The sequence below is a fragment of the Gilliamella sp. B3127 genome (genome assembly GCF_026536935.1).
Classification (GTDB): domain Bacteria; phylum Pseudomonadota; class Gammaproteobacteria; order Enterobacterales; family Orbaceae; genus Gilliamella; species Gilliamella apicola_E.
This window is the reverse complement of sequence record NZ_JAFNNI010000002.1, coordinates 314,218-329,505: the sequence shown is the minus strand read 5'-3', so window position 1 is coordinate 329,505 and position 15,288 is coordinate 314,218. Positions and strand designations below refer to the sequence as shown.

Here is a 15,288-nt window from a genome sequence, read left to right as displayed (position 1 = left end):
TTTTTTTAAAGATTAGACTTTATCGATGTGATTTAACTAAGTGTTGGGCCATATGCGCATGGGTAATCGCGATTGCGAGCGCATCAGCGGCATCTGCTTGAGGGCTTGCCGGTAATTTAAGTAATAACTTAACCATGTGCTGTACTTGCTTTTTATCCGCTGCTCCTGTTCCAACTACGCTTTGCTTAACTAATCGTGCGGCATATTCAAAAACGGGTAAATCATTATTAACCGCTGCAACAATGGCAGAACCTCGTGCTTGACCTAATTTTAGCGCAGAATCGGCATTATGAGCCATAAACACTTGTTCAATAGCAAACATGTCAGGTTGGAATTGGAGGATGATTTCGCTTACTCCGGCGTAGACACGTTTTAAACGCGTTGGTAAGTCATCAACTGCAGTACGGATACAACCACTGCCAAGATAGGTTAGTTGTCGTCCCGTTTGGCGAATTACACCGTAACCCGTCAAACGAGAACCTGGGTCAATCCCCAGAATGATAGTCATTAGAGTGCTGCTGCAACTTCGTCTGAAACTTCTCCGTTATGATAAACTTCTTGAACATCATCACAATCTTCAAGCATGTCAATAAGACGTAGTAGTTTTGGTGCAGAATCAATATCCAAGTCAACTTTAGTGGCTGGAATCATTGAAACTTCAGCGGATTCAGCGACTAAGCCTGCAGCATCTAGTGCATCTTTAACTTCACCGAATGATTCAGGTGTTGTAAATACATCAATAGCACCATCGTCATACGTCACAACATCATCAGCACCAGCTTCAAGCGCAGCATCCATGACTTGATCTTCGTCAGTTCCAGTTGGATATGAGATAACGCCTTTTTTGGTGAATAAGTAAGATACAGAACCATCAGTACCTAGGTTTCCACCCGTTTTAGTAAAAGCATGACGAACTTCTGATACCGTGCGGTTTCGATTATCACTTAAGCATTCTACCATTACTGCAGTACCTGCTGGTCCATAACCTTCATAGATGATAGTTTCCATATTAGTATCATCTTCACCACCAACACCACGAGCAATTGCTCTGTTCATGGTATCTCGAGTCATGTTGTTAGATAATGCTTTGTCCATAGCAGCTCGTAGACGAGGGTTAGACGCTGGATCGCCACCACCAAGTTTTGCTGCTGTTACAAGTTCGCGAATAATTTTGGTAAAGATTTTACCGCGCTTAGCATCTTGAGCTGCTTTGCGATGTTTGGTATTGGCCCATTTACTATGACCTGCCATAAAATTCTCCAGATTAAATAATTTAAAAATCGAGCTATTTTAACAAACTTTTAGCTAAAGTTCATTATCAATCTCTTTATTCCTTTTCTGCTGTTAATAATAAAGTTTTTATTAGAGTCATTTCAATAAAAGTTGAGTATGTGGATATACAACATTGCTCTTATTTATTGCTGAAAGTTTAAAAAGAATAGTTCTTATAGGTATATAACGTTAAATTGTATTGATAATTAAAAAATCGCTATATAAGCTTTGTGCAACACTTGTTTAGTGCTCTTAGGCTTGAATAAATTTTTAGTTAGTAAAAAATAAAAAAAGCGCCCTATCAATCAGCGCTTTTAATCTATTAAATAATATGGTTTAAAATTTTTACTAACTCATTCCATATTGTTTTAATTTTTTGCGTAAAGTACCACGGTTGATACCAAGCATATTTGCTGCTCGAGTTTGATTGCCACGAGTATATTGCATAACCATATCAAGGAATGGGTGTTCAACTTCAGCTAACACTAATTCGTATAGATCAGTAGGATCTTCACCATTTAATTGTGATAAATAGTTTTTTAAAGCTTGTTTTACCGAATCTCGTAAAGGCTTTTGTGTTATTTGGTCTTGAGAGTTTACAGTTGTAAATTTAAGTGCTGCAGCTGTAACGCGTTGTTCTGACATAGTATTTTTAACTCTTTTATTTGTTTCTAATTTGACTAAAAAATGCTTTTAGTGTTTTTACTTGCTCACTTGTATTGCTAAGTACACTAAATAAGCGCCTGAATTGATCACTATCAGCATAACTCTTGGTATACCAATTTACATGCTTTCTGGCAATCCTTAATCCTTTGTATTCTCCATAAAATTGATAAAGATCTTCAAGGTGTGTTAATACAATTTGTTCGACTTCATCAATTGTTTTATTTTTTTTTAACTGTCCGTGTGCTAAATAGAATGCAATTTCTTCAAATATCCAAGGTCGCCCCTGTGCCGCTCGGCCGATCATTATACCATCAGCTTGCGTATATTTGAAAACATCTTTTGCTTGTTCTGGTGTACAAATATCACCATTTGCAATTACCGGAATCGTTACCTTTTCTTTCACTGCTTTTATGGAGTCATATTCGACTTCTCCATTGAATAAGCATGCACGACTTCGCCCATGAATAGTAATAGCCTTTATGCCACAATCCTGCGCAATTTGTGCGATTTCAATGCAATTTCTATTATTTTTATCCCATCCAGTCCGAGTTTTTAGTGTTACTGGCACATCAACTGAGCCAACAACTTTTTGCAAAATATTTTTTATTAGATCTGGATGCTGCATTAATGCAGAACCAGCTAATTTTTTATTTACTTTTTTAGCAGGGCATCCCATATTAATATCAATTAATTGAGCACCATGTTTGACATTAAATTCAGCAGCTCTAGCCATTTCATCTGGATCTGAGCCAACAATTTGGACTGCACGTATACCTACATCATCAGTTGAAATCATTCTTAATGCTGATTTGTCAGTATGCCAAACATCTGAATTAGCTAAAAACATTTCAGAAATAGTCATTCCTGCACCAAAGCGATGACATAAATTTCTAAATGGTTTATCGCTTATTCCTGCCATAGGGGCCGCAATTAAATTGTTTTTTAATGTGACCTTGCCAATGCTAAGCAAATTAAGGTCGGCTATATTACGCATTTTTCCTCTAAGTTAAAAGGGGGTAATGTCACATTTTTACTTTTTTTTACCAGTAATTCGGCACCACTCTTCTTGCTCAATAATAGGATCAAGTTCAAAATGAGTCTGATATGCTTCATATACACTTTGAGATTGAGTGGCTAAAATACCTGATAATCCTAGTTTTCCATTAGTTTTTACAAGGTTATTGATCTGTGGTTCAAGTTCTTTTAAAGGGCCAGCTAATATGTTTGCGACAACAACATCTGCTTGTAAATTATTAGGAAGATCTTTTGCTAAATATAGTTCAATTTTTTCACTAACATTATTTCGCTCAGCATTGTCACGACTTGCTTGGATCGCTTGAGGATCAATATCTACTCCAATGACTCGCTTAGCACCTAATTTTAATGCAGCAATGGCTAAAATACCTGAACCGCAACCATAATCAATCACTATCTTGTTGTTTAGATCTAGACTATCTAACCAAGTTAAACATAATGCTGTTGTCGGGTGGGTCCCCGTTCCAAATGCTAGACCAGGATCTAACATTACGTTGACTGCATTAGGATCAGGAATGTCTCGCCAGCTAGGGCATATCCATAATCTTTTACCAAATTGCATTGGATGAAAGTTATCCATCCACTCTCTTTCCCAATCTTTATCTTCTAGCTGTTCAATTTTATAGGAATATTGGTCTAGATTTAGTATCGCTTTTAATTCATCAATATCTATTTGAGCGTCATAAAGTCCAACTACGTCGGTGTTTCCCCAAAGTTTCGTTTCACCAGGTAACGGTTCAAAAACAGGGTTATCATAAGTATCTTGAAAAGTGACTGATACAGCACCTGATTCTTCTAGTTGCTCGCTGATTTGTTCAGCTAATTCATTAGTAGTGTTAATTCTGAGTTGAATCCAAGGCATAGTTTTTTCCTGTTTGGCCAAATAGGTTGGCAATAATAAATACAACTAATCCGATCAGTAACGATGGTATGATTGGATGGAAAGCATAAATCTTAATGTTATAAACAGCGAGAAGAGTATAGCTTATTGCACCAGCTAACATTGAGCAAAGTGCCCCTGTTGCATTCGCTTTTTTCCAGTATAATCCGAGTACTAATGGCCATAAAAATACTGCTTCAAGCCCACCAAATGCTAGTAAATTAAGCCAGATGATCATTTCGGGTGGTTTCCATGCGGCTAATATCAATAATCCACCAAAGAAATAGGTAATGGTAACTGATAATCGAGTTAGCATTTTATCACTAAATTTGGTATTTGGTCTTATCGTTAGGAATAGATCTTTAATAATAACCGATGATACTTGTAGTAGTTGGGCATTAATTGTGGACATTATAGCTGAAAGTGGCGCAGCCAAAAAGATTCCTGCAGCCAAAGGAGGCATAACTTTTATAATTAATGTGGGTACAATTTGATCCGGAATCGTTAAATCACTCACTATCGCACGACCGAGTGCTCCAGATAAATGCATAGTTAACATGATAATTGTTACAACTATAGTACCAATAATAATACCTTGGTGAACCGCTTTACTATCTTTATAGGCCATGCAACGAACAGCAGTATGTGGTAAACCAACAACACCAAAGCAGACTAAAACCCAAAAAGAAGCCATAAAAGGGAAGTCCATAAAATTATTTGGTCCTTGTGGTGTTAATAAAGCCGGATCGATTGTATATAAACGGTCAATAATATTTGTAATCCCACCACCAGCGTAAATAATTGCGACTAAAAGTAAAATGGCACCGATTATCATAACTAAGCCTTGGAAAGCATCATTTAAAATGCTGGCTCTAAAACCACCAAAAGCCGTATATATTACTGTGCCGAATCCAAAAATAATTAATCCATTGTCATAAGGAATACCGACAGATGATTCTAATAAACGTGCTCCTCCTACAAATTGTACTGTCATCGCACCAACAAAAGCAGTAATTAAAGCGATACTTGCAAACCATACAATCATTTTACTTTTATAATGAGAATAGAGCATATCACTAAGCGTTATTGCATTGTATTTACGAGCTAAAATAGCAAACTTTTTACCTAAAATGCCCAGTGAAAGTAATACAGTAGGGACTTGGATCATTGATAAAAGCACCCAGCCAAGTCCATATTTATAAGCAGCCCCTGGCCCACCGATGAATGAACTAGCACTAATATAAGTTGCAGCCAAGGTCATCGCCAGTAAAAAACCGCCCATGGTGCGATTACCAATAAAATAGTCAGTAAATTGGTTTACTTTCTTTCTTTTTATATAAGCGTAAATTGATAACGCAAATACAAATATAAGGTAAATAATAAGAGGAAGAATAATATCTAATTGCACGCTTAATGGCCTATTCTAATGGAATATTTTTGAATTGTTTTTTTACCACAATACAACATAACAAGATAAAACCGAATGGTACCATTATACATGACAGCTCAAACCATAATGGTAAACCTATGAAACCTTTTTGATCTTTTAAACTATAAGCGCTAATTACCCATGCAGCGAAATAGATAAGAGTAAGTAACAATGAAAGCTTTGCTTCTTTATTAGCCTGCTTGTAACGAGTATCCATATTAAATAAATGGTTAATTAATTTGGGGGGACTTAGAGTAAAAGAAAGTGTTTAACTTGGCAAGTTTATTGCAATTTATGCAATATAATGTTCTAAATATATCAATTTTCGCAATTATGATTTTACGCTATAGTGCTCTGATTAAAAATAATTCAACTCATGGAGAGAATAATGTCTAACTATTTTAATACATTAAATTTACGCGAAAAATTAGAACAACTAGGTCAGTGCCGTTTTATGGCTCGTGATGAATTTGCATCAGAAGCTAATTTTTTAAAAGGCAAAAAGATTGTGATCGTTGGTTGTGGTGCTCAAGGTCTTAACCAAGGGCTAAATATGCGCGATTCTGGTTTAGATATTTCTTACGCTTTACGTAAAGAAGCTATTGCAGAAAAAAGAGCATCATGGAAAAAAGCAACAGAAAATGGCTTTAAAGTTGGAACTTATGAGGAATTAATTCCTACCGCTGATTTAGTTATCAACTTAACTCCAGATAAGCAACATTCAGCTGTAGTACAAGCTGTTCAACCATTGATGAAAAAGGGTGCAGCATTAGGTTATTCACACGGTTTTAACATCGTTGAAGTTGGCGAAAAAATTCGTCCAGATATCACAGTAGTGATGGTTGCGCCAAAATGTCCTGGAACAGAAGTTCGTGAAGAGTATAAACGTGGATTTGGTGTACCAACTCTGATCGCTGTCCATCCTGAAAATGATCCTAAAGGCGAAGGTTTAGCAATTGCTAAAGCATGGGCTGCTGCAACAGGTGGTCATAGAGCGGGTGTTTTACAGTCTTCTTTTGTTGCTGAAGTTAAATCTGATCTTATGGGTGAACAAACGATCTTATGTGGTATGTTGCAAACTGGATCATTACTTTGCTTTGACAAACTTGTCGCAGATGGCGTTGATCCTGCATATGCTTGTAAATTATTACAATTTGGTTGGGAAACGATCACTGAAGCATTAAAACAAGGTGGTATTACGTTAATGATGGATCGTTTATCTAATCCTGCTAAATTACGTGCGAATGCATTAGCTAAAGAATTAAAAGTGATCATGACTGATCTTTACCGTAAACATATGGATGATATTATTTCAGGCGAATTCTCATCAACGATGATGAAAGATTGGGCTAACGATGATGTTAACTTATTGAAATGGCGTAAAGAAACGGGTGAAACTGCATTCGAAAAAGCTGCCGAATATCAAGGTAAGATTGACGAACAAGCTTATTTTGATCAAGGTGTTGTTATGGTAGCAATGGTTAAAGCAGGGGTTGAACTTGCATTTGAAACTATGCTTGAATCTGGTATTTTACCTGAATCAGCTTATTATGAATCACTACATGAGTTACCACTTATTGCAAATACAATAGCTCGTAAACGTTTGTATGAAATGAATGTGGTTATTTCTGATACCGCTGAATATGGTAACTATTTATTTGCTAATGCAGCTGTTCCATTATTAAAAGAGAAATTCATGCCAATGTTACAAGCAGGTGACTTAGGTAAAGCTATACCTGAAGGTAGTGTTGACAATGCACAATTACGTGATGTTAATGAAGCTATTCGTCACCATCCAATTGAGATCGTTGGGCGTAAACTTCGTAGCTATATGACAGATATGAAAAGGATCAATGTAGCAAGTTAATTGATCTTAATCAGTTATGAAAAAGGTGCTAATAAGCACCTTTTTTTATGTCTAAAGTATCTTAACATCAAGCTTTAACTGCATTTAATATTTTGTAAAATTACGATTTGATCACAAAGGATCAAGGATCAAAAAAAGGATCCAACTTAGATCATTCGGATCCTTCTAAAATTTTCATAAAACTTTTAAAAATTAAATAATTAAAAATTTTTTATTTTAACTTTTTATTTATTTTTTATATTAGTTATGGTATATTTTGTTCAAATTTAGTTCAATTTGTAAGGATAAAATATCAATGAAAATGGCTTTTCGACCAACTGATAGCTGGCGTTGGTATTTTGATAAAGAATACGACAGCTTAATGCTTGAAATTTCATCAGAAATGTTATTTCGTTGTAATTATGCAAGCAAAATATTAATACCAGATGTATTTGATGAGTTTTCGTTTTCTGTTGATGACGCGACGGCTTATTATCTATTTTATGATAGTTGCCAATCTTTAGCTTTAAGTGACTCGCAAAAGATTGAATTATCCATTAATGCCATTGTTGCGGCTAATTTTATTAAACCTCAAATGCCAAAAAGTTGGTATTTTTGCCAACAACCTAAGCTATATCGTCCTAAATTAGCGGACATTGTTGAAGTCAGCATGCAAGAAGGTGATCAACGGGTTTTTTTATTAGTCGTTGAAGCGGGTGAAAATGCTTCACTGTGTATTATTGCTCAACCTACATTTGTGGCAATGAATAAAACATTTTATTTTTCCGAAGCAATTAAAGTGATGAATGATCGACTGGCGCCAATCCAAAAAAATGTCATGGATGAGAGTTCGTTGATAGACCTTAAGTTAGAAGCCATTTCGTAAACAATACCATTCTCTAATCCGACTATTGTCTTGTCAGTAAGACTTAATTTCGATTTAAACCTGCTATATTTTGATTTTGTTATTCACAACAGGTTGTGAAGCAGGCAATGTATTGATCTGTTTAATCGATGACTTAAACGGCATTTCGTTACGGTATCGCAGTTGAACGCTTTAAAACTGAATACAAATGACTTTAAAGGATAGCATTTAGCATCAACGGTTTTAAATTTAAGCCATATAACATTATTAACGTATTGATTGGCAGGCTAACTTGTCATCATAGTGGGGTAATAATTTATTAAGTGTCAATCAACCATTTTAATCAATAATTAACGATTTATTATTGATAAATCAGAATTCTATGACCAATGATCATTAAGGTTTTTTTATTAATTCAATTTTGATATCACCCTCAGGTATACAACTACAAGCTAAAATACGGTGATCGCGTTTTATTGCAGATTGAGTAAGAGGATTCACTTTTCCTTGTTTTAATACCACTGCACATTTTCCACAAATTCCAACTCTGCATGAATAAGGGAGAGTAATATTATGTTGTTCCAGTTGTTCTAAAATAGTCTGTTGTTGATTTCCTTTGATTGTATAGTTCTCAAAAGTAATATTACACTGTTCGTGGTTAAATCGATTATTTTCGGGAAAAGATTTTAAATACTTTTTGGCCGGTTGCCTTTCAAGTATCTCAACAGGATCGTCAATTGATATTGATCCGACATTGCGAGCTATCATATTCATTCCAAAATCTATTTCCCCTTGCTCATCAGTCCGAAAATAGCGGAGCGTATTGAGTGGTTCATTATTTGCTAAAGGCTTTGCTGTATTAATATTAAAAGTGGTAAGTACACAGCGACTACACGGTTTAACGATATCAAAAATGACATCGCCAATTTTGATGATTTTCCAGCCATCTTCGGCAAAAGGAAGCGCACCTTGAATGATGATATTGCTTCGAAACTGCTGAATATCGAGCTTTTCCAAGCATCTTTGTTGTAAATAATTGAATGATGCTTCATTCAATAGTAGATAAGGATAGCCATCTGCAAAGCTTACCGGTGTTTGAGGATATCGTTTTGTTCGTCTTGTCAAATTAGTGCCAATCCAGCGCAATTGCACATTTTTTTGAAGGATGTGACTAAAAAATTGGTTAAGTCTGATTGGCGCAATATGAGAGGTAAAATGGTTACCCCAAACTTCGGTTGGTTCATTAGTTTCAATAAATTCATCAAATTGAATTGCTATTGATTCGTTATTTGACGTTGAAACAACAATACTGTTGTTAACTATAGCTGTTTTTAGTTTTAAAAGCTCAGGAAATTGTCTTGCGGTGATAAATGTTCCGTCAGGTTCACTAATCATCAATACACGATCATATTTGAATCCCCCTACAACAACATTCGACGTATTTAGGGGAATACCTGCAAGCGATTTAATCGGATAGATAAATAATTGGCTGACAGCGCTCATAATAAATAAAGTGATGAGTAAAAATGATCTTAATTGTAAACTGAATTCATCGTAATTTATAGGCAGTAGATAGTACGCCTATAAATAATCGATTGGCTACATAGGCAGATCTTGTAGAACTTTAGCATATTTTACTACATAGTCTAGGAAAATATTAGCAGAAGAAATGTAATAAACGAAATGTCCTTTAGTTATGATAGCATGAGGACCTTTATTTACTCCGCAGTGGTAACCAGGATTTAATTGAAGCTCTGATTTTTCAATTATTTTCTTATATTTTTCAGCTTCAATCGTAGAATCAAATGTTAATATCAAAACAGAAAAAGAAGGATAATATTTATTGTAAATACGGGTATTACTTTTAAAACCGTACCATTTTATACCAGATCCATTAAATTGATAATATTGATTCGAATTACAATCAGAGAAGCGAACCGAGCCGGATCGTTCAAAATAGAGTCGTTCATCTTGATTGAATCCATCTTGATTAAGTCTCTTAAAGAAAGCATCTAATTTGCCAAATTCGACTTGATCAAATTTTAAGGTTAATTCAGTATATGGTACTGAGGATGTTCTATTATTGAGTTGAAAAAAATAATAAAAAATTATTATTAGTAATATTATTAAAAAAAATATGCATTGAAAAAACAAAATTTTTCTTCTTTTCATACCAATCCTCTAATTCTTTAATGATTAAATTGTTAAAATATTATGAAATTGTAATATAGCTAATTTCTAGGATAAAAAAATAAGTTTTACCACTAGGTGTCATTACTGATATTTCATCGTCAACTTTATGACCAATTAACGCTCTGGCAACAGGACTATTAATAGAAATCCAATTTTTTTTAGGATCAAATTCATCGGCTCCTACAATGCGGTAAATTTGTACGTGACCGGATTCATCTTCTAGTTTAACCCAAGCACCAAAAAATACTTTGCCTTCTTGCCTTGGATCAGGATCGATAATGGTTAATATTTCTAGGCGTTTTGTTAAAAATCGTACTCGTCTGTCAATTTCACGCAATCGTCGTTTTCCATAAATATATTCTGCATTTTCACTCCGATCGCCAAGGGCTGCCGCATCAGATACAGCTTGAGTAACACGGGGTCTTTCTTCTTTCCATAAATATTTCAATTCACGATCGAGTGCCAAGTAGCCCTCTCTTGTTATATAATTAGCTTTTTGCATAATAAGTTTACATTCCGTTAATCGACGAGATATACAGAGATATCATGATAAATAATCAAATTAGCCATATTATAGCGGGTGAATTAACCGTAAAACCAGAACAAGTTTTAGCTGCCATTCAGTTATTAGATGATGGTAGTACTGTTCCCTTTATTGCTCGATATCGTAAAGAGGTGACCGGAGGTCTGGATGATACCCAATTACGTACCTTAGATAGCCGTTTAAGTTATTTGCGAGAACTAGAAGATCGTAAACAAACAATTTTAAAATCAATTGAGGAACAGGGTAAATTAACCCCAGAATTAAGCCAAAAAATTACTGATACACTTAGTAAAACGGAATTAGAAGATCTTTATCTTCCTTATAAACCAAAACGTCGTACCCGCGGTCAAATAGCAATCGAGGCGGGGCTTGAATCTCTCGCTGACGATTTATGGCAAAATCCCGATCTCAATCCAGAAACTGAAGCTGAAAAATATATCAATGCAGATAAAGGCATTGCTGATACTAAATCTGCCTTAGATGGTGCCCGTTATATTTTAATGGAGCGTTTTGCTGAAGATGCCGCTTTACTTGCTAAAGTTCGTCATTATCTTTGGAATAACGCGCATCTTGTATCTCAAGTTATTACAGGTAAAGAGGAAGAAGGTGCTAAATTTAGAGACTACTTCGCACAAAGTGAACTTATTTCAAAAGTGCCTTCTCATCGTGCTTTAGCGATGTTTAGAGGACGAAATGAAGGATTTTTACAACTTTCACTCAATGCCGATCCGCAATTTGAAGAAACGCCAAAAGAGAGCTATTGCGAGCAAATTATTACAGAGCATTTAGGGATTCATTTTAATGATCAACCTGCAGATAAATGGCGTAAAGCAGTTATTAATTGGACATGGCGAATTAAGATTTTAATGCACATGGAAACTGAGCTTATGACCACTTTGCGTGAACGTGCTGAAGAGGAAGCAATTAACGTATTTGCAGCAAATTTACACGATATGTTGATGGCTGCACCTGCAGGTATGAAAGTCACTATGGGAATGGATCCAGGCTTACGAACAGGTGTAAAAATTGCCGTTGTGGATTCTACAGGTAAACTTATTGCGACCGAAACGATTTATCCTCATACTGGACAAGCTGATAAAGCAGCAATGATTGTTGCTGCACTTTGCATCAAACATCAAGTGGAATTAGTTGCAATTGGTAATGGCACAGCATCTCGTGAAACTGAACGTTTTTATCTTGATCTTCAGAAAAAGTATCCGGAAGTAAAAGGGCAAAAAGTTATTGTCAGCGAAGCTGGGGCTTCTGTTTATTCTGCATCAGAGCTTGCTGCTCAAGAGTTCCCTGAGCTGGATGTATCAATTCGTGGTGCGGTATCCATTGCTCGTCGTTTACAAGATCCATTAGCTGAGCTAGTAAAAATCGATCCAAAATCCATTGGGGTGGGGCAATATCAGCATGATGTTAGTCAGACCCAATTAGCTAAAAAACTTGATGCGGTGGTGGAAGATGGAGTAAATGCGGTAGGGGTAAATTTAAACACTGCATCAATGATGTTACTTGCCCGTATTGCAGGATTGAATAAAGTTATTGCCCAAAATATTGTAGATTGGCGTAATGAAAATGGTCAATTTACCGATCGCAAACAGTTGTTAAAAGTTAGTCGTTTAGGCCCTAAAGCGTTTGAACAATGTGCTGGTTTTTTGCGCATAATGGAGGGTAAAAATCCACTTGATGCATCGGCTGTTCACCCTGAAGCCTATCCGGTTGTCGAACGAATTTTAGAGAAAAATCATAAATCTTTAAAAGAAATTTTAGGTGATACTAATTACCTGAAATCATTAAAAGCGGTTGATTACGTTGATGACCATTTTGGTGTTCCAACTGTCACTGATATTATTAAAGAACTTGATAAACCCGGACGTGATCCAAGGCCTGAATTTAAAACTGCCCAGTTTGCTGATAACATCGAAACAATGGAAGATTTAAAAATAGGCATGATTATGGAGGGTGCGGTAACCAATGTTACCAATTTTGGTGCTTTTGTTGATATTGGTGTACATCAAGATGGTTTAGTTCATATATCTGCATTATCTGATAAATTTGTTGAAGATCCACGAACGGTAGTTAAAGCTGGTGATATTGTTAAAGTTAAAGTGATTGAAGTGGATATTGCCCGCAAACGTATTGCTTTATCGATGCGACTTGATGATCCAACAACGCCAAAAGTAGAAGGGGCCAAAGCTCGAACGAATAAATCAACCGGCACTTCTAAAAGTGGACAGTCAGCGCCTATTACAAATAGTGCAATGGGTAATGCTTTTGCTGCAGCTTTTAAAAAAGGAAAATAAATTCAGTTATAATTTATTTGTAAAGGGAGGTTAATGCCTCCTTTTTTATTTAACGCTAATTTCAAAATATTTTAATAAAAATATTGATGATAAATCCAGTGATTAAAAATCAAATCAGGAGCTCAATCACTTTATTTAGAATTATTATTTTAATAAATATTCATTTGAGAACCATTAAATATCAATAAATTGATATTTAGCTATTCCATATTGTATATATTATTATATACTATGCACAATTGTGTAGATTATTTTTAACATATACAATTAATTATCTTATTTAATCAGCCTGTTAGTAAAGTTAAACTACTTTGCGCTGATCTTTTTAATAGCATTTCTTATTTTGATATTCTTAAATTAGTTTATTAACAACATTTGAATATTACACTTTTTCGATAGCGACATAGTCGTTTTTTGCTCTAGATATTAAATAAAAATATACCGTTACATGGATGCAATTTAATAACTTTCTAATGGTTTCTATTGCTTATACGCGTTTTTAAAATTTGAAATTGTAATAGGTAACAATTTTTATCAATCATTTGATAATTCTGTAGTTTATTAAAACTTTAAATCAATAACTTTATTCTAATTTGCAGGAAAGTTTATGAGTAGAGGAATTAGCATGAATAGTAAAATGTTTGTTTCCCCAAAATTTTATTTGATGCAATTAATATTTAATATTACAGCTATTTCTTTTTTTTGCCTTTTTTGCCATACATCTCTAGCCGCATTATCATTTGCTGCAACCACTACGCAATATATTCACGGTAATCCGCCTGAAATTCTAGAATCTGCTGATACAAAAATCTTAAATGGAATTCAATTTAAATTAAATATTGATGGTATTGATCCTGTGATTGTTTTGCCTGGTACTGATAATAAGATTTCTGTTGCTTACAACACTTCACCAAGTATTTATTCATTTGGGGTAGATACTTCAAGTTTGAATGATAGTGATATAAATGATGTAGATGGTGACAAAGTGGCTACTACCGGCAGTTTTATCATTCAGTCTATTAATACTGAATGGCGGGACTCAAACAATAACATAATTCCTTCTGATTCTACTTCCCAACTTGGTAGTGATGTGTGTAATTCATCGACGGCTAATGCAAAATCATCAGTAAAAGTAACGATTCAATTTGTTGCTAAAACCCAGTACGGTGCTCCTGAACAGTCAGAACCAAGAGAAGTCTCTAAAACATTTCAAGTCAGTGCTGATGATGGTATCTGTTATATTAGGCCTGGTGTATTGGCTCTGATTATGCACAATGGATGGGATGAAGGGGATAACTATGCTCCTTATGGTGCTGATACGATAGATCTTGATGTTCCTTATAACGTAGACCAATTTACTATGCATAAAGGTTTTAAGGCCTCCGCTAAAGATCAAAACGGCAATTACTTCCCAACATATGGTTTCCCGGATGCACGTTTTAGAATTGTGCCGGTAAATCCAATTTCAGATTATAGTTATACCTTGGTTAAAAATCCGAATAATTCACTAATTAGTGCTTCTCGTGATTCAAGCGCTGATTCTAAAAGTGAATTTAAATTTACCGAAAATGTACCAGCTCAAGATGATAAATTTGTAATATTAGTTACCAATAATCGAACGTTAGCACAGTTTTATTACACTTTCTCTATAAAACATTGGTTATATTTTACAAATAACTTGGTGGGCAATTGGCAAAGCGCAAATACATATTGTCAAAATAATAATGATAGATTACCAATACGAGCTGAGTTATCCAATTCTAGTTTTGCTACCATTCCAACAACTAATGATAACTATTATGTAAAAAATAATGGATATAGAAGAGCAATCGGTGAAGGATTATTGCCAGAATGGGGTAAAGCCTACTTTTATTCGCCACTTGATTATATTGGGCGAGATATGATGTCTGGTGTGCCAAATTTAAGAAGTTTAATCAATTATGATTTCTATTTTACCAGTGAACCATCATCGGTAAAAGATGTATTAGGTAATTATAGATATTACAGTGTAGGGATGGTAGAAGGTAATGTTATTGTTGAACCAGATATAGCATATACCTTATGTGTTAAATATTAACGTTAATATACAATTAGCTATTTTTTAAAAAATCTAAACAGATATTAATGATTTATCTTAATATTTGATTTTTGTGTTAATCAAATGAGCAGGTTTTCAAACTGCTCATTTTTATTTCAAAAATCTCATGAGGTAAAAATTTAAGACATTATTTTGGAATTTTATAATAAGC

The 15,288-nt window shown here is 34.7% G+C and carries 14 protein-coding genes; 4 read left to right on the top strand and 10 right to left on the bottom strand.

The annotated features are described in order from the left end of the window. Positions 1–19 precede the first annotated feature (19 nt). The 7 genes from ruvC to J3U00_RS04545 form a co-directional block, all read right to left on the bottom strand. On the bottom strand, positions 20–508 hold the full coding sequence (ruvC, locus tag J3U00_RS04575) for a crossover junction endodeoxyribonuclease RuvC (RefSeq protein WP_267331713.1): 489 nt from the start codon (positions 506–508) through the stop codon (positions 20–22). Then, positions 508–1,251, bottom strand: a complete 744-nt coding sequence (locus tag J3U00_RS04570; RefSeq protein WP_034883630.1) for a YebC/PmpR family DNA-binding transcriptional regulator — start codon at positions 1,249–1,251, stop codon at positions 508–510. The genes ruvC and J3U00_RS04570 overlap by 1 nt, the downstream gene beginning before the upstream one ends. A gap of 369 nt (positions 1,252–1,620) precedes the next feature. After that, on the bottom strand, positions 1,621–1,917 hold the full coding sequence (gene fis, locus J3U00_RS04565; protein WP_034883623.1) for a DNA-binding transcriptional regulator Fis: 297 nt from the start codon (positions 1,915–1,917) through the stop codon (positions 1,621–1,623). Positions 1,918–1,933: 16 nt separating this feature from the next. Continuing rightward, the gene (gene dusB, locus J3U00_RS04560) at positions 1,934–2,932 is read right to left on the bottom strand and encodes a tRNA dihydrouridine synthase DusB (protein WP_065563413.1); all 999 of its coding nucleotides are present in this window, start codon (positions 2,930–2,932) and stop codon (positions 1,934–1,936) included. A 36-nt stretch (positions 2,933–2,968) separates the two neighbouring features. Further along, on the bottom strand, positions 2,969–3,835 hold the full coding sequence (prmA, locus tag J3U00_RS04555) for a 50S ribosomal protein L11 methyltransferase (RefSeq protein ID WP_267330665.1): 867 nt from the start codon (positions 3,833–3,835) through the stop codon (positions 2,969–2,971). Then, positions 3,810–5,261: a sodium/pantothenate symporter gene (gene panF / locus J3U00_RS04550; RefSeq protein WP_065563415.1), complete on the bottom strand. Its 1,452-nt coding sequence runs from the start codon at positions 5,259–5,261 to the stop codon at positions 3,810–3,812. Before panF ends, prmA begins: the two co-directional genes overlap by 26 nt. 10 nt (positions 5,262–5,271) lie before the next feature. Next, on the bottom strand, positions 5,272–5,499 hold the full coding sequence (locus J3U00_RS04545) for a YhdT family protein (RefSeq protein ID WP_267331712.1): 228 nt from the start codon (positions 5,497–5,499) through the stop codon (positions 5,272–5,274). A 171-nt stretch (positions 5,500–5,670) separates the two neighbouring features. Between J3U00_RS04545 and ilvC the strand changes: the two genes are divergently transcribed. Together ilvC and J3U00_RS04535 are read left to right on the top strand one after the other, a co-directional pair. Further along, entirely contained in the window at positions 5,671–7,149 is a 1,479-nt protein-coding gene (gene ilvC, locus J3U00_RS04540; protein ID WP_065733793.1) for a ketol-acid reductoisomerase, read from the top strand. 295 nt (positions 7,150–7,444) lie between these two features. Next, complete coding sequence (locus J3U00_RS04535; RefSeq protein WP_220225794.1) at positions 7,445–8,014, top strand: cell division protein ZapC; 570 nt, start codon at positions 7,445–7,447, stop codon at positions 8,012–8,014. Between the two features lie 375 nt (positions 8,015–8,389). On the opposite strand, the gene J3U00_RS04530 is transcribed toward J3U00_RS04535, so the two are convergent. From J3U00_RS04530 to greB, 3 genes are all read right to left on the bottom strand, one after another. Continuing rightward, the gene (locus J3U00_RS04530) at positions 8,390–9,496 is read right to left on the bottom strand and encodes a YcbX family protein (RefSeq protein WP_267331711.1); all 1,107 of its coding nucleotides are present in this window, start codon (positions 9,494–9,496) and stop codon (positions 8,390–8,392) included. A 96-nt stretch (positions 9,497–9,592) separates the two neighbouring features. Continuing rightward, a complete protein-coding gene (locus J3U00_RS04525; RefSeq protein WP_220225796.1) occupies positions 9,593–10,165 on the bottom strand; it encodes a hypothetical protein in 573 nt (190 codons plus the stop codon). A 40-nt stretch (positions 10,166–10,205) separates the two neighbouring features. Continuing rightward, positions 10,206–10,688: a transcription elongation factor GreB gene (gene greB / locus J3U00_RS04520; RefSeq protein WP_267331710.1), complete on the bottom strand. Its 483-nt coding sequence runs from the start codon at positions 10,686–10,688 to the stop codon at positions 10,206–10,208. A 44-nt stretch (positions 10,689–10,732) separates the two neighbouring features. On the opposite strand from greB, the gene J3U00_RS04515 reads away from it, so the two are divergent. Both J3U00_RS04515 and J3U00_RS04510 read left to right on the top strand, forming a co-directional pair. Then, on the top strand, positions 10,733–13,039 hold the full coding sequence (locus tag J3U00_RS04515) for a Tex family protein (protein ID WP_267331709.1): 2,307 nt from the start codon (positions 10,733–10,735) through the stop codon (positions 13,037–13,039). 625 nt (positions 13,040–13,664) lie between these two features. Next, positions 13,665–15,116 (top strand): hypothetical protein, encoded by a 1,452-nt coding sequence (locus J3U00_RS04510; protein ID WP_267331708.1) that lies wholly within the window; start codon positions 13,665–13,667, stop codon positions 15,114–15,116. Positions 15,117–15,288 lie beyond the last annotated feature (172 nt).